Genomic DNA, 24,904 nt, shown 5'->3' with positions numbered 1-24,904 from the left:
GCGGCCACTCAGCCGGGCGCGGCCGCTCAGCCGGGCGCAGCCACGAGGCCGAGCACGGCCGCCCAGCCGAGCGTCGCGCCGACGAGTCCGGCGCCGCCGAGTCCTGCGCAGCTGGCGGAGCTGTCGGGTGCCTTCGCGATGACCGCCAACGTCCACGATCCCGAGGCGGCGGAGTCCGAGGCCGCACCCGGCGAGCGGGCCGCCGGCCACGCCAAGGACGAGCACGACCATGACCACGATCATCACCACCACGACGCCCATCACCACCATCATCACCATGACGAGGTGGTGTCCGAGCGTGGCCTGCGTGGCCTGGTCGGCGGCGGCGCGTCGCAGGTGAGCGTCTCGGCCGCGATGCGTGCCCGCGACGCGGCCCGGCCCACCGACGACGACCTGGCGGCCGCCGACCGTGACCTGCAGATCATCCGCCGCGGCTGGGTGCCCCGCGAGGAGCTGACCAGGCCGGGTCACCGCCCCCGCGCCTGAGCGGGCGGTCAGGCGTCGGGCAGGGGCGGCAGGACGCGGGTCGTGTCGTACTCGAGGACCTGCGCGATGCGGCGGGCGTGCCGCTCGTTGCCGGAGAAGGACGTCGACAGGAACGCCGACACCAGGGCCGTGGCCTCGTCGAGGGTGTGCTGGCGGGCGCCGACGGCGACGATGTTCGCGTCGTTGTGCTCGCGGCCGAGGCGGGCCGTGTCCAGGTTCCACGCGAGGGCGGCCCGGACGCCGGGGACCTTGTTGGCCGCGATCTGCTCGCCGTTGCCGGAGCCGCCGATGACGACCCCGAGGCTGCCGGGGTCGGCGACGACGCGGGCACCGGTGTGGAAGCAGAAGACCGGGTAGTCGTCGTCCGGGTCGAACTTCGCCGGGCCGACGTCGACGACCTCATAGCCCTGCAGTCCCAGGGCGCCGGCCAGGTGCACCTTCAGCTCATAGCCGGCGTGGTCCGAACCAAGATAGACGCGCATACCGGAAAGTCTGTCAGAACTGGATCAGGCCCAGGCAGGAACCCACCACCAACGCGAGGCCCACGAACAGCAGCCCGGAGACCCATCCGGCGGTGGCGCCGCCGGTGAGACGCCAGTGCCGCCGCCGGTCCCAGACGAGGGCGGCGGCAGCGAAGGCGCCGATACCGAAGGCCGCGACCATGGCCGCGATGAAGATCCGCATGTGCACACCCCAGGCCGAAGACGAAACGGCCTAGTGTCTACCACGATCGGGTGACGCTACGACAGTTGGGCGACGACCAGCCCGGCGCGGGCCTTCGGGGTGAACCAGGTGCTCTTGCGGGGCATCTTCTGCCGGGCGAGGTTGACCGCGACGAAGTCCTCGACGGTGACCGGGGCGATGAGCACCGCCAGCTCGGCATGGCCCGCGTCGACCTCGTCACGCAGCCACGACGCGGGGTAGTCGCCCCCGACGTACGTGATGCGCTTGTCGCCGGGGTCCAGTCCGAGGGTCTCGGCGAAGAGCCGGCGCTCGACGAGGGCGTGGTCGAGGTTGTCGATGACGCCGCCGTCGGTGTCGCGGGGCAGCTCGACGGACCAGGCGCCGTCGCGCGTGTAGAGGTGGACACGGCCGCCGGAGGCGGGCACCTCGGCGTCGGCGAGCGACGTACCGCTGAAGGAGACGCCGTCAGGGAGCTCGGAGACCAGGCGGTTGTAGGGCTGGATCGCCACGGACTCAGGCGTGGTGACGACGGCGAGGAAACGCGGGTAGCCGGCGGTCTGGGCGGCGAGGCTGCGGTGGTTGCCGTCGGCGACGACGAGCTCACCCCCGCCGGCGAGGGCGAGCAGCCGGTCGCGGGTGGTGCCGGCGCCGACGGGCCAGATCTCGTGGCTGCGCCCGGCCGGGTCGGTGTCGGCGACCACGGGCCGGCCGGCGTCGGCGACCGCCTGGGCGAGGGCGGAGTGCAGGGCGTCGCCGTGGGCGGTCTGCAGCAGGAGCACAGGCGACAGCAGGTGCTGGGTGGCCTCGGCGAGGGCGACCCGCTCGCGGACCTTCTCGATGAAGACGTCCTCGTTGCGGATGACGGCGCCGGGCTCGTCGGCGCTGGTGGAGATCTCGTCGGTGGCGACCATGCACCACAGCCCGTAGGCGCGGGCGCCGTCGGGTGCGGTGATCCGGTAGAGCACCACCACGTCGTCGGCGGCGGCGTAGTGCCCGTCGTCCTTGGCCGTCTGGAGGCGGGTCACAGCGTCGGGGAGGCTGTCGCGGAAGGAGCGGCCGACGTTGTCCGGCGCCCGGTGGGGCATCTCGATGGCGAGGGCGCTGGACGGGTTCGCCGCGATGATCGCGGTGATCTCCGCGTCGTCGGCGAACTCGTCGTAGTTCTGCGCGCCGGTGCCTCCGGTGGAGAGCCAGGCGTGGGCGATCGGGTACGCAACCGTCATGGACGAAACGGTATAGCTCAGGCGACCGTTGCCACGGCATCGGGGACCGCGCGTCCCGCGATGGTGGACGCGCTGACGACGACCGGCGGGGCGAGCAGCGCGATCACGTCGTCGGGCAGGTCGGGCAGGTCCTGCTTCCAGGCCCGCTCCTGCACGGTCCAGCGGGTGACGGCCGGGCTTTCGAGCACGGTCGGGTCTTCAACAGCGGTGGTCATGGTGCGGGGCCTCCGGCTTCGCGGGTGACGTTGCACACTGCGCAACGGCGCCCAGGTGTGCCGGAGTCGCACCGGCTGTGCGGATCCATTGCAGACCACGGAGGAATCGACGGCACGGTTCTGTCGAGAAATCACCAGGACGTGCTCAGGCGGGCGCCGGCGTCACCCTGGTCAGCATCTTCACGATCCGCAGCGCCACCCCGTGGGGTTGGTGCCGGCGGAACTCGACCATGTCGGCGAGGGCGTGGATGATGCGCAGCCCGCGGCCGCTCTCGGCGTCGATGGCGGCGTGCGCGTCGGCGTCGCCGCCGGTCGCGGCGTCCATGCCGATGCCCTCGTCGACGACGTCGATCACGCAGCGGTCCTCGTGGATGGTGACCGTGACCTGGTAGTCGGCGCCGAGGTCGGCGTGCTGGACGGCGTTGGCGCAGGCCTCGCCGACGGCCAGACCGATGTCGTCGCGGCAGTCGCGGGTGACGGAGAACACGCCGAGGGCGGCGTCGAGGACCCGGCGGGTGAGCGGGACGGTGGACCGATCGCGCGGCAACGAGAGCGTCAGCCGGATTTCCATGCCCACGAGCCCTGCCCCCCCTTCAGATCGTTGCTGCAACCTCGTACCGACCTAGTGCCCCGGCATACGGTGGCAGAAACGACTGCCGTCATATAGCGAAGTCCGCATAAGATGCAAGACATGGGTCACGACCACGATCACGACCACCACCACGCCCCGTCGCCCGACGCCGACCGGCGGCTGCTGGGCGTTGCGCTGGTGCTGATCACCGGCTTCATGGCCGTCGAGGTGACCGTCGGCGTGCTGGTCGACTCCCTGGCGCTGCTCTCCGACGCCGCGCACATGCTGTCCGACGCCGCCGCGATCGCCCTGGCACTGTTCGCGACCCGGCTCGCGGCGCGTCCGCCGTCGGGCGGGTTCACGTTCGGGTTGAAGCGCGCCGAGATCCTCTCCGCGCAGGCCAACGGGCTGACGCTGCTGCTGCTCGCGGTCTGGATCGCCTACGAGTCGGTGGTCCGGCTGATCCATCCGCCACCGGTCGGTGGGGGCGCGGTCCTCGTCACGGCCCTGGCGGGCATCGCCGTCAACCTGCTCGTGGTGTGGGTCCTCGGCCGGGCGGACCGGTCCAGCCTCAACGTGGAGGGCGCCTTCCAGCACGTGCTGACGGATCTGTTCGCGTTCGTCGCGGCCGCGGTCTCCGGCCTGGTCGTGCTGCTCACCGGCTTCCACCGCGCCGACGCGATCGCGTCACTGGTCGTGGCGGCGCTCATGGTGCGCTCGGGGCTCGGGCTGGTCCGCGACTCGGGCCGGATCTTCCTGGAGGCGGCGCCGGCGGGGATGGACCCGGCGGCGCTCGGCCGCGAGCTGGGTGGCGTGCCGGGCGTGGTCGAGCTGCACGACCTGCACGTCTGGCAGGTCACCTCGGGCTATCCGGCGCTGTCCGCGCACGTGCTGGTGGCGCCGTCGCAGGACTGTCACGCGGTGCGCCAGTCGATCGAGAAGCACCTGCGGCAGCGCTACGCGATCGAGCACACCACGCTGCAGGTCGACCACACGCTCGACGCCGAGCACTGCGTGGACTCACACGGCGCTTCCTACAAGGGGTCGGGCTGACTGGACCCGGCGGGTGACGACCCGTTCTGCCACGAACGACAGGAACGGCACCGTGCCCGCCAGCAGCACCAGCACCGTGAAGCCGAGCTTCCACTTCGCGCGGCGGGCGAGGTCGGCGGCCAGGACCAGGTAGGCCATGTAGAGGAAGCCGTGCGCCGGGCCGACCAGGGCCACGATCGTCTCGTCGTCGGCCGTGTACTTCAGCACGGTGCCGACGGTGAGCACGACCAGCAGCACGCCGACGATCCAGGCGATGATCCGGAAGCGGGTGAGCGCGTTCTTCAGGGGCACGGGTACCTCATCCGGGGAAGTCGCGGGGACGGCGGTCGGGGTTGTCGGCGAGCCAGGCCAGCATGCGGTTGTACTCGGCCAGCTGCGGGTCGTCATCGGCGGCGGCGGCCGGGGGCGCGACCCGCGGGCGCAGCGGCTCCTGCGTCTTCACCGGCCGCGGCCCGAGGACGTCCCGGACGGCCCGCACCCACAAAAACACCACGAAGAGCGCAAAAAGCGGCCATTGTACGGTGTATGCCCAGCTCAACATGTTGCCGGCGGCGGCCCGCTGATACTGCCAGCGGCCGGCGAGCAGGCATACGGCCACCCCGGCGAGTGCCAGGACGTGCCAGAGCACCCACCGGGGAGTCAGGAACCGCCGCACAGGTAGGCAGCCTACCCCTAGCCCGTCAGTCGAAGACCGGCCCCACGTCCCGCGTGCGCTTGATCTCGAAGAAGCCGGGGGTGCCGGCCACCAGCAGCGTGCCGTCCCACAGCCGGCCCGCGGCCTCACCCTTCGGGCTGGGGGTGACGACCGGGCCGAAGAACGCGATGAGATTGCCGTCCGACCCCGGCACGTGGATGACGGGCGTGCCGACGTCCATGCCCACCGGGTTCATCCCGGCGAAGTGGCTCTCCCGCAGCTGCTCGTCGAACTCGGTCGAGTCGGCGTACGCAGCGAGCTCCGCCGGCAGGCCCGCGTCGACGAGCGCACCCTCGTACAGCTCCCGGCTCAGCTCCTGCTTCTCGTGGTGGATCCGGGTGCCGAGCGCGGTGTACAGGGGGCGCAGCACGTCGTTGCCGAACTTCTGCTCGGCCGCGATCGCGACGCGCACCGGCCCCCAACCCTTGGCCAGACCCTCTTTGTATCGGGCCGGAAGATCGTCGCGACCCTCGTTGAGGATCGACAGACTCATGACGTGGAACCGCACGTCAACTGGGCGGACCTGCTCCACCTGAAGCAACCAGCGGGAGGTGATCCAGGCCCACGGGCACCGCGGGTCGAACCACATGTCTGCGATGATGCGCTCTTCTGCCATGGCGGCGACACCTCACTGAAGGAGAAGCACTCCGGAAACGCTGATGAAAGCGTCGGGAACCCGATTCGATCCTTACTCAGCGTCGGCTTCCCGTGCCAGCCGGGCTCCGGGTGACCTGAGCCACTCCTCCGTAGTCCGCCATGGACGTGGAAGACTCAAGATGGCGCCGTCGACGGGGACGGCCACAGCGAACGACAGGAGACGACACGTGGCCGGTGTACGCAACCTACGCCAGGTTGAGGCGGTCGACCGGGCCCGCCTGCTCGACGTTGCGGCGTACGACATCAGTCTCGACCTGACGGACGGCGCCGGCTACCCAGGTGAAGGCACGTTCCGGACGACCACCGAGGTGCGGTTCACCTGCGCCGAGCCGGGCGCCGACACCTTCATCGAGCTGGCGGTCACGACGGTGCTCAGCGCGACGCTCAACGGCGCCGCCCTCGACACGTCGGACTGGACCCCGCAGACCGGGCTGCGCCTGCCCGGCCTCGCCGCGGACAACGTCCTGGTGGTCGAGGCAGAGGGCACCTACTCCACGACCGGGCAGGGGCTGCACCGCAGCGTCGACCCCGTCGACAAGGAGGTGTATCTCTACAGCCAGTTCGAGACGACCGACGCGCAGCGGGTCTACGCCTGCTTCGACCAGCCCGACCTGAAGGCCAGCTTCACGTTCCACGTGACCGCGCCGGCCCACTGGCGGGTCATCTCCAACATGCCGCCGGAGCGGCGTGACGGCCTCACCGTGCACTTCCCGCCCACGCCGCGGATGAGCACCTACGTCACGGCGGTCTGCGCCGGGCCGTATCACGAGGTCCGCGACAGCCACGACGGCATCGACCTGGGCGTCTTCTGCCGCCAGTCGATGAAGCAGTACCTGGACGCCGACGACATCCTGCTCATCACGAAGCAGGGCTTCGACTTCTTCCACCAGGAGTTCGGCATCCGCTACCCGCTGCCGAAGTACGACCAGGTGTACTCGCCGGAGTTCAACGCCGGCGCGATGGAGAACTTCGGCTGCGTCGTGCACGCCGAGCAGCACTACGTGTTCCGCTCACCGGTCACCGACTTCGAATACGAGCAGCGCGCCAACACGATCCTGCACGAGCTCGCCCACATGTGGTTCGGCGACCTCGTCACGATGCGCTGGTGGGACGACCTGTGGCTCAACGAGTCGTTCGCGGAGTGGGCGAGCCACTGGTGCAACACCCGCGCGACCCGCTTCACCGACGCCTGGACGACGTTCCTGTCGATCCGCAAGAACTGGGGCTACCGGCAGGACCAGCTGTCCTCCACCCACCCCGTCTACTGCGAGATGCCCGACGTCGAGGCGGTCGAGGTCAACTTCGACGGCATCACGTATGCCAAGGGCGCCAGCGTCGTCAAGCAGCTCGTGGCGTACGTGGGGATCGACCCCTTCCTGACCGGCCTTCGCGCCTACTTCCAGCAGCACCAGTGGGGCAACGCCACGTTCGACGACCTCCTGTCGGCCCTGGAGTCCGCCTCCGGCAAGGAGCTGCGCAAGTTCGCCGCGCAGTGGCTGGAGACCGCGCAGGTCAACACCCTGCGCCCGGAGCTGACCATCGCCGCGGACGGCACCTATGAGCAGGTCGTCGTCCTGCAGGAGGCCCCCGCCGCGTATCCGACGCTGCGCACCCACCGCATCGGCATCGGCCTGTATGACGTGGTCGACGGTGCCCTGATCCGCCGCGAGCTCATCGAGGCCGACGTCGACGGCGAGCGCACCGAGATCACCACCCTCACCGGCCGCCGCGCCGCGGACGTCCTGCTGCTCAACGACGACGACCTCACCTACGCGAAACTGCGCCTCGACGCCCGTTCGATGGACACGGTCTCCGAGCACATCCTTGGCATGGACAACTCCCTGGCCCGGGCGCTGGTCTGGACCGCCGCGTGGGACATGGTCCGCGACGCCGAGCTCGCGGTCCGCGACTACATCAAGCTGATCGCGTCCGGCCTGCCCGCCGAGCGCGACATCAACCTGGTCACCGCCACCATCCGGCAGGCCCAGTCGGCCCTGGTCTTCTACGCCGACCCGGCCTGGGCCCCGCAGGGCTGGCACGTCCTGGCAGCCACCGCCCGCGCCGCCCTCCGCGACGCCGTCCCCGGCAGCGGCTTCCAGCTCGCGTGGGCCCGCTCGTTCGCAGCGGCCGCCCGCACCCCGGACGACCTCGCGATCCTCACGGGCTGGATCAACGGCGTCGACGTCCCGTCGGGCCTGACCATCCAGGCCGACCTGCGCTGGGGCATCCTGCACGCCCTCATCGCCAACGGCGCCGCCGACCCGGCCGAGATCGAGGCCGAGCTCGACCGCGACCGCACCGCCAGCGGCGAACGCCAGGCCGCCCTCGCCCGGGCCCTGATCCCGACGGCCGAGTCGAAGGCCGAGACGTGGCGGCGCCTCGTCGAGGACCACCACCTGCCGAACTGGCTGCAGCGTTCGCTGCTGCAGGGCTTCCAGCACTCGGCGCAGGTCTCGCTGACCGCGGCGTTCCTGCCCGCGTTCTTCGACGCCCTCATGCCCGTGTGGGAGAACCGCGACTCCGAGCCGGCCGCCGAGTTCGTCGAGCTCGGCTACCCGTCGTTCCAGGTCAGCGAGGACACGGTGGCCCGCACCGAGGCCTGGCTCGCCGAGCCCGGCCGCCCCGCACCGCTGCGCCGCCTGGTCGGCGAGGGCCGCGACGGCATCGTCCGCGCCCTGAAGGCCCGGGCCAAGGACGCCGCGGCGACCTGACACGTTCGCACCGGAGGGCGGGGCTGGTCGCACTGACCGGCTCCGCCCTTCGCCGTCCACGCCTCACCTGGACCCCGGGGTGCACGACACCTCTACCGCATCGCGGAAAGCGGCGGCGCGCCGGCTCCCAGGGCGGAGACGGCGCGCCGTCGGCAAACGCGTGCGAGGTGTGCGGTCAGTGCCGCCCTGCGTGGTCGGCGAGCTGGGACAGCCCGGCGACGATGCCGCCGGCGAGGTCGCCGCCGCCGAAGGCCGCCGCCATCGACAGCGCGGCCAGCTTCGCCGCACGGTCGGGCAGGCGGCGACGGGCTTCGCCACCGGTGATGATCTCAAGGGTCCGCTGGTTGGGCGAGACCGCGATGAGCACCGAGTGCGGCGGGTCGGCGAGCTGCCCGTGCAGCTGCTCGGCGTAACCGCGCATCGGCTCCTCGAGGTCGCCGACATAGATGCTGAAGGTGAGGCCGGTCGACGAGTCGGCCAGGCGCAGCGCCTCGTCGAGGCGCAGCAGCTGGCGCGTGGTGAACGGCCCGTTGAGGACGTCGGGCTGGCCCTTCAGGCCAGCTCCGTTACCACCGGTCACTTGCGCCTCCCATGACGTGCGGCTGCGCCTTGTCGCCGGACCACTCGGTCACGGCGGGCGCGCCGGCGGTCAGTTCGGCCCGCCGCGCGCCGGTGAGCTCGCGGGCTCTCGCCGCCTGGGTCACCTGCTCAGGCACGGACAGGAACCAGACCGGCGTGAAGTCGAACGGCCGGCCGGGCCGGTAACGCTTGCCGCGCCGGGCACTCCCGGCGTAGCTGGCGCCCGCGATGAGCACGATGACCAGTGCCGGAATGCCGGCGAAGATCAGCGTCGTCTCGATGATGGACAAGCTCAACGCCCCCAGGCGTCGAAGGGACTAAAAGACCGGCTTCACGTTAGCGGGCCATGATGACCAGCGCGTTGCCGGGGGGTATTGCCGATCTTCGCAGAGATACCGTCAGTTCCATGGACCTCAGCCGCCAGTATGCCGAAACGCGTGACGCACAGGACCCGATCGGTCACTTCCGCACGCGTTTCCACATCCCGGACGAGCGCCTCGTGTACTTCGACGGCAACTCGCTCGGCCGGCTGCCGCTCACCACGCGTGACCGGCTGCACGACGCGATCGACCGGGAGTGGGGCGGCGAGCTGATCCGGGGCTGGGACACGTGGATCGACCTGGCCGGACGCGCCGGTGACGTGATCGCCGAGGGGGTGCTGGACGTCGGGCGCGGCGAGGTCATCCTGTCGGATTCGTCCAGCGTCAACCTGTTCAAGCTGGCGTCCGCGGCGCTCGACGCGAGCCCGCAGCGGCGGGTCATCGTCACCGACGACGACAACTTTCCTACCGACCGTTACGTCCTGGAGGGCCTGGCGAAGGCCAGAGGTCTCGAACTGCGGGTGGTAGCGACCGACATCGACGCGGGCGTCGACCCGGCGGGGATCGCGGCCGCACTCGACGACGACGTCGCGCTGGTGTGCCTGTCGCACGTGGCGTACCGGTCCGGCGCGCTCGCCGACATGGTGGCGATCACCACTGCCGCGCACCGGGTGGGGGCCCTCACACTGTGGGATCTGTGCCACTCCGCGGGCTCGGTGCCGGTGCCGCTGCGCGAGTCGGGCGCGGACCTGGCGGTCGGGTGCACGTACAAGTACCTCAATGCCGGGCCGGGCGCGCCGGCGTTCCTGTTCGTCCGGCGTGACCTGCAGGCGCGGCTGCGGCAGCCGATCTGGGGCTGGTTCGGCCAGCGGGACCAGTTCGCGATGGACGCCGGGTACGACCCGGTCGAGTCGATCGAGCGTTTCCAAGTCGGCACGCCGCCGGTGCTGGGCGGCTACGCGGTGCTCGAAGGGGCGAGGATCACCGCCGAGGCAGGCGTGGCGAACCTGTACGCCAAGAGCGCCGAGCTGCTGCGGTACACCTCGGAGCTCAACGAGGCCTGGCTCGGCGACCGCCTGGCCCTCGCCACACCCAAGGACCCCGCGCAGCGGGGGTCGCACCTGACGTTCCAGCACCCGCAGGCCTGGCAGATCTGCCAGGCGCTGAAGGCGGCCGGGGTCATCCCGGACTTCCGGACCCCGCAGCGGCTGCGGATCGGGCTCGCGCCGCTGTACACCCGGTTCGTGGACGTGTGGGAGGGCATGGCCCGGCTGCGCGACATCGTGACCAGCGGGTCCTACCGCGAGTTCGAGGCGGCGCCCGGGCGGGTGACCTGAGCCACCCGCCCGGCGCCACGGCATCAGGCGGCGAGCTGGCCGTCCATCGGCACGTCGAGCCAGTCCGCCCAGCGCGGGTCGGGGGTGCGGTGGCCGAGGACCCGCCAGGCGACGCCCTTGGGCGCGTGTGGGATGGCAAGCAAACGCCAGCCGAGTTCGGCTGGCGTTTTGTCACCTTTGGTGTGGTTGCAGCGAGCGCAGGCGGCTACGACGTTCTCCCATGCGTGCCGCCCGCCGCGGCTGCGTGGCATCACGTGGTCGATGGTCTCCGCCGGGCCCCGGCAGTAGGCGCACCGCCAGCCGTCGCGGGCGAAGATGCCCCGGCGGGACAGGCCTATGTGTGTGCGGTACGGCACGCGGACGTAGCGCGTGAGCCTGACCACAGAAGGGACCGGAAGCTCATTCATCGCACTGTGCAGGATGCCCTCACCGTCCGCGACGCAGACCGCCTTCGCAGTGAGGACCAGAATGGTGGCACGTCTGACAGACACGACACACAGCGGCTCGTAGGTGGCATTCAGAACCAGCGCACCCGATACTCGTGCGGGTCGTATGTCAGGCATCGCCGTCCCCCTAGTGCGTGAAGGAAACTCCCTGGAGAAGGTCTGTGTAGCGGGCCACCGAGGCGGCGGTCCGTGCGCTAATCGTCCCTGATAGATCCTCGGATTGCACGTACTATTTGCGGCCGGCGGGTGAACCTTCGCGGGGTCGCCCGAGTGTTTGTGCGGACTTCCCCCCGTTCGCACCGGTTTGTCAAGGAGTGCTTGTTGAGCAGCGTGCTCGCCCTGTCGCCGACGCCGGCGCCCGAACCCACCCCGAGTTGCTCCGACAACGGGTTCTGCGAGTTCGTGTACCAGCAGACGAAGATCCCCTGGCTGGCCGAGAGCAGCTACTGGATCCTCGTCAAGCCGCTGACCATTGTGATGATCATCGTCCTGGCGTTCCTGATCCGGGCGATCATCCACCGGGCGATCGATCGCCTGATCAAGCACACCGTTTCGGAGAGCGAGACCGGCGGCTCGCTGCTGCGGCCCCTGCGCCGGCGGCTGCCCAACTCGCTCACGGCGCCCTGGGAGCGGCGCAACCAGCGGGCCCGGGCGCTCGGCTCGGTGCTGCGCAGCATCGCCTCGGCGGTCGTGTTCAGCATCTCGGCCATGCTGGTGCTCGGTGAGATCGGCCTCAACCTTGGGCCGCTGCTGGCCAGCGCGGGTATCGCCGGCCTGGCGATCGGCTTCGGCGCGCAGAACCTGGTCAAGGACTTCATCGCCGGGCTGTTCATGCTGCTGGAGGACCAGTACGGCATCGGCGACGTGGTCGACATCGGCGAGACCGTCGGCACCGTCGAGGCGGTCGGCCTGCGGATCACCACCATCCGCGACGCCTCCGGCGTCGTCTGGTACGTGCGCAACGGCGAGATCGTCCGGGTCGGCAACAAGAGCCAGGGCTGGGCCGTCGTCAACATCGACGTGCCGGTCGGGTTCGTCGCGGTCGACCAGGCCACCGCGGTGCTGCGCGAGGCGGCCGAGGCGGTCGCCGAGGACCCCGAGTTCGTCGACGACTTCATCGACCCGCCGAAGGTGCTGGGCGTCGAGCAGATCACCGCCGAGGGTGCGGTCCTGCGCACGACGGTCAAGACGTCGACCGAGGCGCAGTGGCGGGTCGGCCGCGAGTTGCGGCGGCGGCTGACGGACGCCTTGGAGAAGGCCGGGATCGCCGCACAGATCACCGCGTCGCGGATGTTCATCCGCCCGCCCGCCGACACCAACGGCGGTCCGGAGTCAGGTCAGGCCGGCCCGACCTGAGGTTCCTTCGAGTGACCCCCGACACGACTCTTTTGTCCGATCTTGCGGTCAGTTGGGGCCAGCGCATCGGGTAGGGTCGCGCATCGGGTGGCTAGTCGGTTATCGTCCGTTCGTTCAGGTGCATCGCTGCACAATGTCCCGGTCCGGCGCCGTTCGACCCCTCTCGGCGCCGGGGCACACCGGTTCGGCCGCGCCCGCGAACGTTTGACGCCGCTGTCGTGACCGATGGAAAGGGGGCTCCACCGGTGTCCGATCCCGACGAGTCCGCTGACCGCCCGGCCAGCGCGCGGGAGGTCCTGACCGACCGCGAATACCTCGCCGTGTTCAGCGCCAGCGCGCTGTCGTGGTTCGGCGACAGCGCCGCGCGGGCCGCCGTCATCGCACTGGTCTACATGCGCACCGGCTCGCCGATCGCGTCGGCGGCGGCGTTCGCGATCAGCTACCTGCCGTGGCTCGGCATCGGCGCGCTGCTGTCGGCGATCAGCGAGCGCCACTCGTACCGCAAGATCATGATCCTGTCGGACCTGGTCCGGATGGCGATCATGACCGCGCTCGCGGTCTTCGGCGGCCTGCCGGTCGGCGGCCTGATCGGGCTGCTGTTCGTCAGCGCGCTGCTGAGCCCGCCGTTCGACAGCGCCCGCTCGGCCCTGCTGCCACGGATCCTGCAGGGTGAGCGCTACGTCACCGCGCTGACCCTGCAGCGCACGGCCGGCCAGTTCGCCCTGATCGTGGGGTATGCGGTGGGCGCCGCGCTGACGGCCGTCGACGCCCGGTACGCGCTGCTGCTCAACGCCGCCAGCTTCGGCATCTCGGCGCTGCTGGTGGCGGTGCGGGTCAAGGAGCGCACGCCGAGCCTTACCGCCGACAAGCGCAGCAACCTGATGCGGGAGGCCGCCGAGGGCTACACGGTGGTGTTCCGCTCCCCGGTGATGCGCTCGATCGCGCTCGTCGTGTTCTGCGGGGTCTGCTTCGGCGTGGTCCCGGAGGGGCTCGCGGCCGCCTGGTCCGCCGACCTGGCCGGCGGCTCCAACGCCGTCTACCTCGGCACGATCATGGTCGCCGCCGCCGTCGGGTTCGTCGCCGGCAGCATCGTGATGACCTGGCTGGTCAAGCCGCAGCGGCGCAACGCGTTCATCCGCCCGTTCGCGCTCGTCACGCCCCTGGCGCTGGTGCCCGCTCTGTTCGACCTCAACATCTACGGCGTCGTGGCGATGACCCTGATCTCCGGCGCGGCGCTGTCCGGCACGCTGCCCGCCACCAACGGGCTGTTCGTGCAGGTGCTGCCGCCGGCGTACCGGGCACGGGCGTTCGGCGTGATGCAGAGCGGCGTCCACCTCGTGCAGGGCGGCTCGATCCTGTTCACCGGCTGGCTCGCCAGCCACTACCCGCTGCCGCAGGTCGTCGGCTACTTCGCGATCGCCGGCGTGGTCGTCATGGCGGTCATCGTCGCCACCTGGCCCGCGCACGCCACCATCGCCGACGCGATCACCGCCAACAAGGTGCGGGTCGCCGCCGACGAGCACTCCCCCACCCACGGCGCCAACGAGGAATTCGGCGAGGTCACCATCGACCTCGGTCGCGCGCCGCTGCCCACCCGCCGCCCGCGGCCGTCGCCCGGGCCGGCGCAGCGCCGCGTGCCGGTCGCCGACCCGGCGGAGCGCACGGTCGACCTCAGCGAGCGCACCGCGGAGCTCGGTGGGCTCCCGCCTCGGTCACTGAGCCGCGGTCGCGGCATAGTTGACGGGTGACGTCCTCCCCGAACTTCTACGAGCTCGTCGGCGGCGAGCCGACGTTCCGCAAGCTGGTCGACGAGTTCTACGCCGGCGTGGCCGACGACCCGATCCTGCGGCCCCTGTATCCGGAGGAGGACCTCGGGCCGGCCAACGAGCGGTTCCGCCTCTTCCTGATCCAGTACTGGGGCGGCCCCTCCACCTACTCCGAGACCCGTGGCCACCCGCGGCTGCGGATGCGGCACGCGCCGTTCACGGTCGGTCCGGCGGAGCGCGACGCGTGGCTGCGGCAGATGCGCCGGGCGGTCGACGCGATCGCCCTCGCCCCCGAGGCCGAGGCCGTGCTGTGGGAATACCTGGAGCGCGCCGCCCACTTCATGGTCAACGCCCCCGGGGACGAGCCGGCCCACGGAATCGGACAGATCGTGTCTTAAGTAACTTTCCTTCGTTAGTGGTGTATGCGCCCCATGTTGGGCGCTTCCCCCCTGCACTAACGAAGGAGCCGCACGTATGCGCCGACGATTGCTCGCCGCCGCCGCAACCGCACTGGCCGCGATCGCGGTCGCCATCCCGGCCTCCGCCGCGCTGAACCACGCATCGACCGTGTCGACGAACCCCGTCGACTACACCCCGAACGTCCTGGACGGCGAGGTGCGTGCGTTCGCGCTGGTCGGCGACGTGGTCGTGGTCGGCGGCGACTTCACCACCGTCGTGCCGGCAGGCAAGAAGGCCAAGCTCAAACGCAAGAACATCTTCGCGTACCGGGCGACGACCGGCGAGATCCTGCCGTTCGCCCCGGAGGCCGACGACGTGGTCCTCACGCTCGCCACGGGTCCCAACAACACCGTGTACGCGGGCGGCGCGTTCCAGAAGATCGGCGGCGGCGCACAGCGCGGGATCGCCCAGCTCAGCCTCGCCGACGGCAAGCGCGTCCCGGCCTTCACCGGCGAGATCAACTGGGGCGACACGCGCAGCCTCGTGACGTTCGGCCCGTGGCTGTACGCCGCCGGCTCGTTCACCAGCATCGGCGGCCAGAAGCGCGCCGGCCTGGCCCGCCTCAACGCCACCAGCGGCTGGGCGGACACCACGTTCGACGCGAAGCTCGCCGCGCCGAACCTCACCAGGGTCAAGCTCGAGGACCTGGCGATCAGCCCCGACGGCAACCGTCTCGCCGCCGTCGGCGCGGTCGAGCAGGCGTTCGGCCAGTACCGCGCCCAGGTCGTCGTGATCGAGAACGCGGCCGATTCGGCGCGCCTGGCCGACTGGTACACCGATGTCTACACCAAGCCCTGCCGTGCCGGGTTCGAGACGTACCTGCGCGGCATCGACTTCGACCCGACCGGCACGTACGCGACGATCGTCTCCACCGGCCGCAAGTGGGGCGACCACCTGATGTGCGACACGGCGGCCCGCTTCGACCTGCGCGGCACCGGCCTGCACAAGCCGCTCTGGACCAACTGGACCGGCGGGGACTCGCTGTACTCGGTCGCGGACACCGGCCCGGCCGTCTACGTCGGTGGCCACCAGCGCTGGATGGACAACCCGTTCGGCAAGGAGACCGCCGGCAAGGGCGCGGTCAGCCGCCCCGGCATCGCCGCGATCAGCCCGGCGACCGGCAAGGCCACCGCGTTCAACCCGAAGCGGGAGCCGCGCGGCATCGGCGCCAGGGCGCTGCTCGCGACGCCGTACGGGCTGCTCGTCGGCTCGGACACCGAGAAGATCGGCGGCGAGTGGCGCGCCCGCCTGGCGATGCTGCCCCTGTAGGACCCGATGGCAGGAAAGGCCCCCGTCACCCTGACGGGGGCCTTTTTTCGTTGACTGCGCGGACAACTCGCGGCGACATCCGGCCCAATGGTGGCCGGTGTCGATGCACACCTCGATCGCGACGAATAAGTTTGGGATGCACGAACGCTGATGGAGGGAGGGAACCAGATGGCATCTCAGGGATATCGCGACTGGCTCAAAGCGGGCCGTCCGTACACCCTGATCCGCCCGGCCAAGGCGGTGCAGGCCACGTTGCGCGGATACGGCCTCACCGTCTACGACTATCCGAACGACGCGCACCTGCAGGCCAACACACCGGAGGACCACACGCCGTTCTCCGTGACCGGCTGGCCCGGGCAGAACAAACGGTGGAAGGCCCGCGCACTGGACGTCATGCCGCGGTCCGGCTCCAGCGCGCACCGCAAGGAGAACGCCGACATCGCCCGTCAGCTGATCAAGGACCGTGACGCCGGGCACCCCGGCGCCATGTGGATCAAGTACCTCAACTGGACCGACGAAAAGGGCAACTGCAGCCAGGAGCGGTGGACCGACAGCGCCAACCCGCTGCGGCGGACCACCAGGTCGTCGTCGGACCGGGGGCACGTCCACATCTCCGGCCGGTCCGACGTCGACGACGACGACCGGGCCGATGACTACGACCCCCTCGGACGCCTGCAAGGAAGGGACTACAGCGTGACCGACTCTCAACTCATCGCCAACGCGGAGCGCGGCGTCACCGCACTCGTCGCCGGCACCGACCCGATCCAGTTCATTTTCCCGTGGAACGACCAGGCCGAGCAGGGATTCCCGAACCCGCTGAACCAGATGACCGCGAAGCTCGACCAGCTCATCGCCGCGGCGGCCGCCGACGAGACCCGGGACCTGGCGGCGACCGCCGCCATCAACAGCCTCGTCGCCGCGGTCCAGGGCGGCGGCACGCCGCTCGCGGCGGAGCCGATCATCGCCGCGATCGAGGCGGTGCGGGCGCAGACCCACGCCGAGGTCGTCCGGCTGCAGCAGCAGCTCGCGGCGGCACAGGCGGAGAACCAGGCGCTCACCGCGGCGCTGAAGGAAGCCACCGCGGGACAGCAGCCGGACAGCCAGACGGCGGAGTGAGCACTACCCCACGAACAGTTCAGCCCCGGTCCGAGGACCGGGGCTGAACTGTTGCAACTGCATGGGGTGACTGATGGGATTTGAACCCACGACACCCGGGACCACAACCCGGTGCTCTGCCAACTGAGCTACAGCCACCATGAACGTGCTCGCCAATAATAGGGCATGAGCACGGGGATCCGTCGACTGGGTTAGCGCGTATGGGTGTCGGTTTCCCGGCTCAGCTCCGCACCGATGGCCTTCGCCGCCTCCACGTCCGGTCCCGGCAGCGGCACGAACAGCGTCCGGCGGTAATACTCCAGCTCACGGATGCTCTCCCGGATGTCCGCGAGAGCCCGGTGCGCGAGGCCCTTCGGCGGCTGGCCGAAGTAGACCCGCGGATACCACCGGCGGCACAGCTCCTTGATCGAGGAGACGTCGATCATCCGGTAGTGCAGGTGGTTGTCCAGCCGGGGCATGTCCCGCGCCAGGAACCCCCGGTCCGTGGCGATCGAGTTGCCGCACAGCGGTGCCGTGCGCGGATCGGGCACGTGGGTGGTGATGTACCCCATGACGAGGTCCTCCGCCTCCGCCACCGTGACCGCCGACTCCCGCACCGCGGCGGTGAGCCCGGACTTGGCATGCATGTCGCGCACCACGTCGAGCATGCCGTCCAGCAGCGCGTCCTCGGCGTGGATCACCACGTCGACGCCCTCGCCCAGGACGTTGAGATCCGGGTCCGTGACCAGCGCTGCCACCTCGATCAGCGCGTCCTTACCCAGATCAAGCCCTGTCATCTCACAGTCGATCCAGACCAAAAGATCACCCACGTCCCACAGCCTAGTGTTCATCTGGCCGACTTCTCACACTCAATGACTCCTCGTTACCTTTATCCTTCGCTCGTGACCCATCGCACGTCTGCGCGCCTGCTGCTCCTCGCCGCCGGTGTGCTCGCCGGCGCCCTGCTGGGCGCCGCTCCGGCCGCGGCGCACACGAGCTTGAAGCAGAGCGACCCGGCGGCCGGCTCGACGGTCCAGGCGCTGCCGGAAGTGGTGCGGCTCACGTTCAGCGACACGCTCCCCCTCACCCCGACGGTCACGGTCCGCGACGAGGCAGGCACCGTGGTCAACAGCAGCCCGATCTCGCCGCGCGGCAACACCGTCCTGCAACCGGTGAAGAGCACGAAGACCGGCAAGTTCACGGTCACGTGGGAGCTGACGTCAGCCGACGGGCACAAGACGTCGGGGTCGTTCGCGTTCACGGTGGTCGCTGCGCCGTCCGACGCGCCCTCGCCGACGGCACCCGTCGTGGTCACCGCCACCCCGACGCCCGAGGCTCCCCAGTCGTCGTCCGCGGCGCCACCGCCCTCGTCCGTCTCGTCCACGGCCCTCGCCGCGCCGACCTCCGGCAACTCCGGCGGCGGCGCCAACTGGCCGCTGTGGACGGCCGTCACGGTCGTCCTGCTCGGCGCCGCCGGCACGATCGTCCTGCTGAGGCGCCGGCGGGCGGCCTCAGCTTGAGGTGGTCGCCTCTTCCTGCTCGTCGACCGCGACCGGCGCCCAGGTGAACTGCAGCTCGATCGCCGGCAGCTTCGGCAGCGGCGGCAGGACCACCGGCCCCGGCTCGTCGTCGTCGATCCCGGCCGCCAGGGCGGGCCGGTCCAGCTCCGACTCAGCGAGCGCCTCGACCTGCGGACCGGCCTCGTCCGCGGGCTCTGCCGCTGCTTCCGCCGGGCGCTCCTCCGTCACCACGACACCGACCGTCGTGGTCTGACGGTCGTCCTCGACCTCGGTCTGCCTCGTCACCTCGATCGTGACGGCGACTGGCGCTGCGTCCCGGTTCTCCGCCGTCGCCACGTCCAGGTTCCCCGCCATTGCCGCGCCCAGGTTCTCTGCCGTTGCCACGTCCAAGCTCTCTGCCGTTGCCACGTCCAAGCTCTCTGCCGTTGCCACGTCCAAGCTCTCTGCCGTTGCCACGTCCAAGCTCTCTGCCGTTGCCACGTCCAGGCTCTCTGCCGTTGCCACGTCCAGGTTCTTCGGCGGTCCTGTGTCCCGGTTCTTCGGCACGACCGGGTTGAGCAGCGCTGCGATCGGGTCCGACAGCGTGGACAGGTTGCGCCGCAGGCTTGCCCGCCCCCGGCCCTTCGCCGGCTGGGACGGCAGCGTCGGCAGCACGAGCCGCTCCTCGGCGCGCCGCGGCGGCCACGCGAGGATCAGCAACGCCAGCAGGAACAGCGCCGTGCCGAGCATGAGCAGCCCACCGGCCGTCGGCCCGATCCACGCCGGCGCGAGCCGGGCCGTCACCGTCGCGTTGATCCCGGCGGTGCCGTCCGCGTTCATGACCACCAGCGCCAGGTGCCGCCCCCGCAACGCCGACGGCGACCACGTCAGCCGCGCCACGCCACCGGCCGTGACACTCTCCGCCAGCCAGAACTCCTGCCCCGCCGGCGCTCCCAGCGGCACGGCGGTCCCCCCGCCTGCGGCGTCACCACTACCCGCCCCGGTGGCGCTCGGCCCCGTCGTGGCGTTCGGGTCGTTGGTGGCGTTCGGCCCCGGGGTGGCGTTCGGGTCGGCCGGGCTCGCGTTCGGGTCGCCGGGGTTGGTGTTCGGGTCGCCCGTTGTGGCGTTCGGGCCGATCGTGGTGGCGCCCTGGTCACCGCCGGTCGTCGCGTTCGGGTCCGCCGCACCACCGGGGTTGCCGGCGTTCGGGTCCCCGGCGTTCGGGTCTGCGGTGCCGCCGGTCCCGTCGCCGGACCCCAGGTCGGTGCCGGGCCCCGCAACGGCCGGGCCGCCCTGCACCGGGCCCGCGGTCTGCGCCCCGGCGCCGGGGTCGGCCTGCCGCCCGGCCGTGGCACCGGCACTCGCGGCGGCGGCGCGGGTCTCGACCTCGGTCAGCTCGACCGGCAACGGCCCCCGGGCGAGCCGGACCCGCGACACGCGAGCCTGGACGAGCCCGTCGAGGTACCGCTGCACCGAGGCCTCGGGCGCCAGCCCGATGAACAGGGGGCCGCTGGAGCCGACCGCCGACAGGCTGAGCGTCGTCTGCCCACCCCGCGCGAACGGCGCGTCAGCTCGCAGCAACGCGTCGATGTCCGGCACGACCACCGCGCGGCCACCGGAGCGCAGCCGCTCCAGCCGCGCCGTAAAGGTGTCATCGGCGGCGCGATGCTCCATGGCCACCCAGAGTCCGCCACCGGCAAGCGCCAGCGGCACCGCAATGAGCAGCAGCAGCGCGCCGACACCCGCCCGAACCAGACGCACGACCATGGCAGCGGCCCCTTCCCCCCAGCGATCCGAAGCCGACAATACCGCCAAAAATCCCGCGAATTACCCTCTTTCCTCCAAACCCCCTAATCAGCCCCGAATTACCCGCCCAGGTGCCACTTCCCCCCAACCAAGCCCCGCCCACCACTGCGACGGCGCGCTCGTCGCCGTGATCACGGAACCTCGGTGGCACCCCAGCCCCCGCGAAGTTCCGCGATCACAGAGAAGCGATCGGAGTCGATGACTAGACCGAGGAGTACCACCCGCCGACGGCGGCGGCCCGCGCGCCGGAAAGTCCGAGCGGCAACGACACATCCGCCGCGAAATCGACACACCTCGACCCGGCACAGTCACAGCCAGCGGGTGATCTTGCAGCCTTGATCGAATGACGGATCCGGCCGCGATGACGACCACGGCCGTCCATCGATCAAGGGCGGGCGTCGAAGATCGCCGTCCGAGCGCTGGTACTCCCCAGTCCAGCAATCGATGGTTTTCGCTCTTCTGGCAGCGACGGCGTTGCAGCACCGAATGACGCGCCCGACGGCGCTGGATCATGTGAGTTCGGACCTGACTTGGCATCACCGCAACTACGGCACGGACGGCGACCGCGCTACCCGTTCGCGCCGCCGCAGGCCGCGCGGAACCACCAAGGCCGCAACCGTGCTGGATCTTCTATTACGGGCATGACAACACCGCACGCGACCAGCAACACAAGGCAGCCAGCGCATCGGCTGAGCAGAGCCAGAGCAACCCAAAGCGGTCAGCCCCGAATCGGCACCTGCACCGCAATCGTCGTCTGGTTCAGATCATCGACACGCACCGTGAACTTCAACTCCCACGTCCCAGCCGGCGTCAGCGTCACCGAGCCGGTCGCATGGTCCGGCGTGATGGTCAGCGTCGGCAGCACGATCGGCTCGATGCCCTTCGCCGGCAACGCCGCGGTCGCCTTCCACTCCGCGACCGACTGCGGCCCCGAGCCGTCGGGCTTGAGGGCATACAGGTGGACGGTGTTGGGCCCGACCCTCCCCGGCGACACGTCCACCTCGAGCTTCACCAGGTTGGTCGTGACCGTCGTGCTGAACGGTCCCGTCGCCGCGTTGTCGCCCGCCTGCGCGCTACGGGCCGGGCTCGTCTGGACCAGCACCGACGTGAAGCCCAGCACGACGACCGCGATCAGCACCTCGATCATCACCGCCCGGCGCAGCCGGACCCGGTCGGCGGGCTCGGCCGGCGCGTCCCACGAATCGGCCGGCTCGTCGGACGAATCCGCCGGCTCGTCGGACGACTCATCGGGCGCGGGCGTGAAGCGCCGGTTGGTGATGCTGCGGGAATACGCCGCCACGCCGAGCACGACCGCCAGGAGCGCGACCTTGACCATGACGAGCCGCCCATACGTGGTGCCGGTCAGCGCGTCGATCGTGCCGATCTCGACGAGCGCCTGGGCGGTGCCGGCGAGGACCAGCACGGTGATCGCCAGCAGCGCCCAGCCGGACCAGACCGGCACGATCGCCGTCAGCTCCCGGGTGTCGGCGCGTCGCAGCAGGAACGCGAACAGCATCACCAGGCCGCCGAGCCACACCGCCATCGACGCGAGGTGCGCGACATCGGCGACAACGGTGAGGGTCGGCACCGGCGAGGCGCTCGGGTGGCCGGAGATCGGCCAGGTGGCGAGCCCGACCACGCCGAGGATGATCAGCAGCGTCTGGTCGATCTTGCCGGCGCGACCGGCGATCAGGGGCCGGAGCAGCACCGCGGCGGCGATCGCGACGGCGAGCCGGATCAGGTGCGCGGCGCCGAACGGGGTGCCGAGCACCTCACGCGTGGCCGTCGAGGACACGTCGAACAGCGTCGTGCCGGACGTGTACGGAATCTGCAGGTACAACTCCAGCACCGCGCTGAACGCCAGCAGGCCGGCGCCCGTCAGCGCCACCCTGCCCGGGTCGCGGGCGGAGAGCCGGCGCGGCCAGAGGGCGAACAGGACGAGGGCGGGGCCGACCAGCAGGACCAGGCCGGCGAAGCCGATGAAGCGCGCGACGGACATAGCGTTCTTCACCAGGGCGTCGGTCTTGACGTCGGCACCGGCGTCGCCGGTGCTGGGCACGGCGGAGACCTGACCGTAGGAGAAGCTGTAGCCGCCGCTCACGGGGTGGCTGTCGGCGGAGATGACCCGGTAGCTGACCAGATAGGTGCCCTTGGGGCCGCCGGGCTTGATCGGGATGACCAGCTCGGCGTCGCGGGCGACGGGCTTGCCGGTGTCGGCGCGGCTGCCGTCGGGCGCCGTGACGCGGATCTTGTCGGCGACGATGCGCACCGGCTCGGTGAAGGTGAGCGTGATCTCACCGGGCATCTGATCCACGACACTGCCGGCGACCGGGGCGGTGCGCTCCAGGAGTGCGTGCGCGCTGGCGGGCGCGGCAGGCAGCACCAGGATCAGCAGCGCTCCGAAGAGCACGGCCAGGGGGATGGACCATGAGCGGCGGGTCATGCGGACCATGATTTCGCGCTTTTCCCGCAGATGCCGCCGCGGGGGTCGGGTTTATACGATGCGTCACGACACCTGGACGTAACGCTATACGCCGCCATGGATATCACCGGCGCGCGATAGAGTCCCGGACCATGACGACGACACGCCTGGAGCCGGGTGACGCGGCTCCCGAGTTCACGCTGCAGACGGATCGCGATGAGCCTCTCTCGCTCGCCGACCTCCGGGGGCGCAAGGTCGTCCTCTATGCCTATCCGGCCGCGATGACGCCCGGCTGCACCAAGCAGGCGTGCGACTTCCGTGACAATCTTGCCTCGCTGCAGGCCGCCGGCTATGAGGTGATCGGCATCTCCCCGGACTCCCCGGCGAAGCTGGCGCAGTTCCGCGAGCGCGACGCGATCACGTTCCCGCTCGTGTCGGACCCCGACCGGGCGGTCCTGAAGGCCTATGGCGCGTTCGGCGAGAAGCAGAACTACGGGCGCACCGTGCTGGGCGTGATCCGCTCGACCTTCGTCATCGACGAGAAGGGACACATCGAGCGCGCCCTCTATAACGTCAAGGCGACGGGGCACGTGGCGAAGCTCAGGCGTGACCTTGGCCTGGACTAACGGCAAGATCGGCCTAAAAACACACTGGTAATGCGGCTGAAACGGTTCGTGCCTAGGCTCTCGTCATGGCGGACATCTTCGACGACTACTCGATGTCCGGGGCCATGTTCGAAGCGTGGGACGAGATGTTCGAGCGCCCCGGCCAGCCGCGCTCGCCGTATCGTTCGCTGTTCGCCGCGCTGCAGCCGCTCGCCCCGGCCGATCTGCGGTTCCGCGCCGACCAGCTGGCGCGGGTCTTCACGGACCGGGGGGTCACGTTCGCCTATGCGGGCGAGGAGCGACCCTTCCCGCTGGATCTGATCCCCCGCATCCTCGACGCCAACGAGTGGGACCTGCTGACGGCCGCCGTCCAGCAGCGGGTCAAGGCGCTCGAGGCGTTCCTCGCCGACATCTACGGCGCCGGCCGCGTGTTCGCCGACGGCGTCGTGCCCCGCAAGCTCATCACCACCAGCGCGCACTTCCACCGGCAGGCGCACGGCATCGAGCCCCCCAACGGCGTGCGGGTGCACATCAGCGGCGTCGACCTGATCCGGGACGAGGAGGGCAGGTTCCGCGTCCTGGAGGACAACCTGCGCATCCCGTCCGGGGTGTCCTACGTGATCGAGAACCGGCGCGCCCTGACCCACACCATGCCGGCGCTGTTCGCCGAGGCGCGCGTCAGGCCGGTCGACGACTACCCGGCCCGGCTCCTCGCCGCGCTGCGGGCCGCCGCGCCGGAAGGCGTCGAGGATCCCACGGTCGTCGTGCTGACCCCAGGCGTCTACAACGCGGCGTATTTCGAGCACGCGCTGCTCGCCCGGCTCATGGGCGTGGAGCTGGTCGAGGGCCGCGACCTGGTCTGCAGCGGCAACCGGGTGCGGATGCGCACCACGCAGGGCGAACGCCCGGTCCACGTGGTCTACCGGCGGGTCGACGACGAGTTCATCGACCCGCTGCACTTCCGGCCCGACTCGGTGATCGGCTGCCCCGGCATCGTCAACGCGGCCCGCGCCGGGCAGGTCACCCTGGCCAACGCGGTCGGCAACGGCGTCGCCGACGACAAGCTCGTCTACACGTACGTGCCGGACCTGATCCGGTACTACCTGTCGGAGGAGCCGCTCATCGACAACGTGGAGACGTACCGGCTCGACGACCGCGACCCGGAGGTCCTGCACGACGTGCTCGGCCGGCTCGACCAGCTGGTCCTCAAGCCGGTCGACGGCGCCGGCGGCAAGGGCATCGTGATCGGCCCGCAGGCGTCCGAGGAGACGCTGATCGAGCTCCGGAAGCAGGTCGAGATGGACCCGCGGGGCTGGATCGCGCAGCGGCCCGTGGCCCTGTCGACGTCGCCGACGCTGCTCGGTGACCGGGTCGCGCCGCGCCACATCGACCTGCGCCCGTTCGCGGTCAACGACGGCAACGAGATCTGGCTGGTGCCCGGCGGGCTGACCCGCGTGGCGCTGCCGGAGGGCGCGCTCGTCGTCAACTCCAGTCAGGGCGGCGGGTCGAAGGACACCTGGGTGCTCGCGCACCACACCGACCCGGCGCCGTCGGCCCCGCGGTCGAAGATCGTGCCGGAGCCGCGTGAGGCGGGCGGCAGCCCCCGCGACAGCGGACCGGCCGCCGCGCAGCTCGCCGGACAGCAGTAGGA

At 70.7% G+C, this 24,904-nt stretch carries 26 protein-coding genes and 1 tRNA gene; 12 read left to right on the top strand and 15 right to left on the bottom strand.

Annotation, left to right across the window (positions count from 1 at the left end):
• Window positions 1-138: 138 nt before the first annotated feature.
• Entirely contained in the window at window positions 139-486 is a 348-nt protein-coding gene (locus tag OHA72_RS64670) for a hypothetical protein (RefSeq protein WP_442788722.1), read from the top strand.
• 8 nt (window positions 487-494) lie between these two features.
• Here OHA72_RS64670 and OHA72_RS15485 read toward each other — a convergent pair whose 3' ends face one another.
• From OHA72_RS15485 to OHA72_RS15465, 5 genes are all read right to left on the bottom strand, one after another.
• Window positions 495-968 carry a ribose-5-phosphate isomerase gene (locus OHA72_RS15485; RefSeq protein ID WP_327008519.1) on the bottom strand — a complete coding sequence of 158 codons (474 nt, stop codon included), beginning with the start codon at window positions 966-968 and terminating at the stop codon, window positions 495-497.
• A gap of 13 nt (window positions 969-981) precedes the next feature.
• Window positions 982-1,170, bottom strand: coding sequence for a hypothetical protein (locus OHA72_RS15480; protein WP_327008518.1), 189 nt, complete (start codon window positions 1,168-1,170; stop codon window positions 982-984).
• Between the two features lie 56 nt (window positions 1,171-1,226).
• A complete protein-coding gene (locus tag OHA72_RS15475; RefSeq protein WP_327008517.1) occupies window positions 1,227-2,393 on the bottom strand; it encodes a DUF1015 family protein in 1,167 nt (388 codons plus the stop codon).
• 17 nt (window positions 2,394-2,410) lie between these two features.
• A complete protein-coding gene (locus OHA72_RS15470) occupies window positions 2,411-2,608 on the bottom strand; it encodes a hypothetical protein (RefSeq protein WP_327008516.1) in 198 nt (65 codons plus the stop codon).
• Window positions 2,609-2,753: 145 nt separating this feature from the next.
• A complete protein-coding gene (locus tag OHA72_RS15465) occupies window positions 2,754-3,179 on the bottom strand; it encodes an ATP-binding protein (RefSeq protein WP_327008515.1) in 426 nt (141 codons plus the stop codon).
• A gap of 120 nt (window positions 3,180-3,299) precedes the next feature.
• Here OHA72_RS15465 and OHA72_RS15460 point away from each other — a divergent pair, with 120 nt between their 5' ends.
• Window positions 3,300-4,232: a cation diffusion facilitator family transporter gene (locus tag OHA72_RS15460; RefSeq protein ID WP_327008514.1), complete on the top strand. Its 933-nt coding sequence runs from the start codon at window positions 3,300-3,302 to the stop codon at window positions 4,230-4,232.
• On the opposite strand, the gene OHA72_RS15455 is transcribed toward OHA72_RS15460, so the two are convergent.
• Genes OHA72_RS15455 through OHA72_RS15445 form a run of 3 tightly spaced genes read right to left on the bottom strand, consistent with a single transcriptional unit; the run spans window position 4,200 to window position 5,542 of the window.
• Window positions 4,200-4,517: a DUF3817 domain-containing protein gene (locus OHA72_RS15455; RefSeq protein ID WP_327011570.1), complete on the bottom strand. Its 318-nt coding sequence runs from the start codon at window positions 4,515-4,517 to the stop codon at window positions 4,200-4,202. The genes OHA72_RS15460 and OHA72_RS15455 overlap by 33 nt on opposite strands.
• 13 nt (window positions 4,518-4,530) lie before the next feature.
• A complete protein-coding gene (locus OHA72_RS15450; protein WP_327008513.1) occupies window positions 4,531-4,887 on the bottom strand; it encodes a hypothetical protein in 357 nt (118 codons plus the stop codon).
• Window positions 4,888-4,912: 25 nt separating this feature from the next.
• The gene (locus tag OHA72_RS15445) at window positions 4,913-5,542 is read right to left on the bottom strand and encodes a mycothiol-dependent nitroreductase Rv2466c family protein (protein WP_327008512.1); all 630 of its coding nucleotides are present in this window, start codon (window positions 5,540-5,542) and stop codon (window positions 4,913-4,915) included.
• 160 nt (window positions 5,543-5,702) lie between these two features.
• On the opposite strand from OHA72_RS15445, the gene pepN reads away from it, so the two are divergent.
• Window positions 5,703-8,294 carry an aminopeptidase N gene (gene pepN / locus OHA72_RS15440; protein ID WP_327008511.1) on the top strand — a complete coding sequence of 864 codons (2,592 nt, stop codon included), beginning with the start codon at window positions 5,703-5,705 and terminating at the stop codon, window positions 8,292-8,294.
• A gap of 175 nt (window positions 8,295-8,469) precedes the next feature.
• On the opposite strand, the gene OHA72_RS15435 is transcribed toward pepN, so the two are convergent.
• On the bottom strand, window positions 8,470-8,874 hold the full coding sequence (locus OHA72_RS15435; RefSeq protein WP_327008510.1) for a DUF5130 family protein: 405 nt from the start codon (window positions 8,872-8,874) through the stop codon (window positions 8,470-8,472).
• Window positions 8,861-9,163, bottom strand: a complete 303-nt coding sequence (gene ctaJ, locus OHA72_RS15430) for an aa3-type cytochrome oxidase subunit CtaJ (RefSeq protein WP_327008509.1) — start codon at window positions 9,161-9,163, stop codon at window positions 8,861-8,863. Before ctaJ ends, OHA72_RS15435 begins: the two co-directional genes overlap by 14 nt.
• Window positions 9,164-9,279: 116 nt before the next feature.
• Here ctaJ and kynU point away from each other — a divergent pair, with 116 nt between their 5' ends.
• A complete protein-coding gene (gene kynU / locus OHA72_RS15425) occupies window positions 9,280-10,530 on the top strand; it encodes a kynureninase (RefSeq protein ID WP_327008508.1) in 1,251 nt (416 codons plus the stop codon).
• A 23-nt stretch (window positions 10,531-10,553) separates the two neighbouring features.
• Here kynU and OHA72_RS15420 read toward each other — a convergent pair whose 3' ends face one another.
• Window positions 10,554-11,093 (bottom strand): HNH endonuclease, encoded by a 540-nt coding sequence (locus OHA72_RS15420; RefSeq protein WP_327008507.1) that lies wholly within the window; start codon window positions 11,091-11,093, stop codon window positions 10,554-10,556.
• A gap of 213 nt (window positions 11,094-11,306) precedes the next feature.
• On the opposite strand from OHA72_RS15420, the gene OHA72_RS15415 reads away from it, so the two are divergent.
• From OHA72_RS15415 to OHA72_RS15395, 5 genes are all read left to right on the top strand, one after another.
• On the top strand, window positions 11,307-12,332 hold the full coding sequence (locus tag OHA72_RS15415) for a mechanosensitive ion channel family protein (protein ID WP_442788721.1): 1,026 nt from the start codon (window positions 11,307-11,309) through the stop codon (window positions 12,330-12,332).
• A gap of 245 nt (window positions 12,333-12,577) precedes the next feature.
• Window positions 12,578-14,080, top strand: a complete 1,503-nt coding sequence (locus OHA72_RS15410) for an MFS transporter (protein WP_327008505.1) — start codon at window positions 12,578-12,580, stop codon at window positions 14,078-14,080.
• Window positions 14,077-14,496 (top strand): globin, encoded by a 420-nt coding sequence (locus OHA72_RS15405; RefSeq protein WP_327008504.1) that lies wholly within the window; start codon window positions 14,077-14,079, stop codon window positions 14,494-14,496. Before OHA72_RS15410 ends, OHA72_RS15405 begins: the two co-directional genes overlap by 4 nt.
• A 76-nt stretch (window positions 14,497-14,572) precedes the next feature.
• Window positions 14,573-15,826 (top strand): delta-60 repeat domain-containing protein, encoded by a 1,254-nt coding sequence (locus OHA72_RS15400; protein ID WP_327008503.1) that lies wholly within the window; start codon window positions 14,573-14,575, stop codon window positions 15,824-15,826.
• A 168-nt stretch (window positions 15,827-15,994) separates the two neighbouring features.
• Complete coding sequence (locus OHA72_RS15395; RefSeq protein ID WP_327008502.1) at window positions 15,995-16,942, top strand: hypothetical protein; 948 nt, start codon at window positions 15,995-15,997, stop codon at window positions 16,940-16,942.
• Between the two features lie 62 nt (window positions 16,943-17,004).
• Here the strand turns inward: OHA72_RS15395 and OHA72_RS15390 are convergent.
• Window positions 17,005-17,080: transfer RNA gene (locus OHA72_RS15390), tRNA-His, on the bottom strand.
• A 53-nt stretch (window positions 17,081-17,133) separates the two neighbouring features.
• Window positions 17,134-17,772, bottom strand: coding sequence for an oligoribonuclease (gene orn / locus OHA72_RS15385; protein WP_327008501.1), 639 nt, complete (start codon window positions 17,770-17,772; stop codon window positions 17,134-17,136).
• Between the two features lie 51 nt (window positions 17,773-17,823).
• Between orn and OHA72_RS15380 the strand changes: the two genes are divergently transcribed.
• A complete protein-coding gene (locus OHA72_RS15380) occupies window positions 17,824-18,441 on the top strand; it encodes a copper resistance CopC family protein (RefSeq protein WP_327008500.1) in 618 nt (205 codons plus the stop codon).
• Here OHA72_RS15380 and OHA72_RS15375 read toward each other — a convergent pair.
• Window positions 18,433-20,187 (bottom strand): hypothetical protein, encoded by a 1,755-nt coding sequence (locus tag OHA72_RS15375; RefSeq protein WP_327008499.1) that lies wholly within the window; start codon window positions 20,185-20,187, stop codon window positions 18,433-18,435. The two genes, OHA72_RS15380 and OHA72_RS15375, sit on opposite strands and share 9 nt — an antisense overlap.
• A gap of 757 nt (window positions 20,188-20,944) precedes the next feature.
• Window positions 20,945-22,678, bottom strand: coding sequence for a copper resistance CopC/CopD family protein (locus OHA72_RS15370; protein WP_442788584.1), 1,734 nt, complete (start codon window positions 22,676-22,678; stop codon window positions 20,945-20,947).
• A gap of 122 nt (window positions 22,679-22,800) precedes the next feature.
• Between OHA72_RS15370 and bcp the strand changes: the two genes are divergently transcribed.
• Window positions 22,801-23,274 (top strand): thioredoxin-dependent thiol peroxidase, encoded by a 474-nt coding sequence (gene bcp / locus OHA72_RS15365; RefSeq protein WP_327008497.1) that lies wholly within the window; start codon window positions 22,801-22,803, stop codon window positions 23,272-23,274.
• Window positions 23,275-23,339: 65 nt separating this feature from the next.
• Window positions 23,340-24,902, top strand: a complete 1,563-nt coding sequence (locus tag OHA72_RS15360; RefSeq protein ID WP_327008496.1) for a circularly permuted type 2 ATP-grasp protein — start codon at window positions 23,340-23,342, stop codon at window positions 24,900-24,902.
• Window positions 24,903-24,904 lie beyond the last annotated feature (2 nt).

This window comes from Dactylosporangium sp. NBC_01737 (assembly GCF_035963215.1).
Lineage (GTDB): Bacteria > Actinomycetota > Actinomycetes > Mycobacteriales > Micromonosporaceae > Dactylosporangium.
Note: the sequence above shows the minus strand (reverse complement) of the source record. Positions and strands in the feature narration are given on the sequence as shown.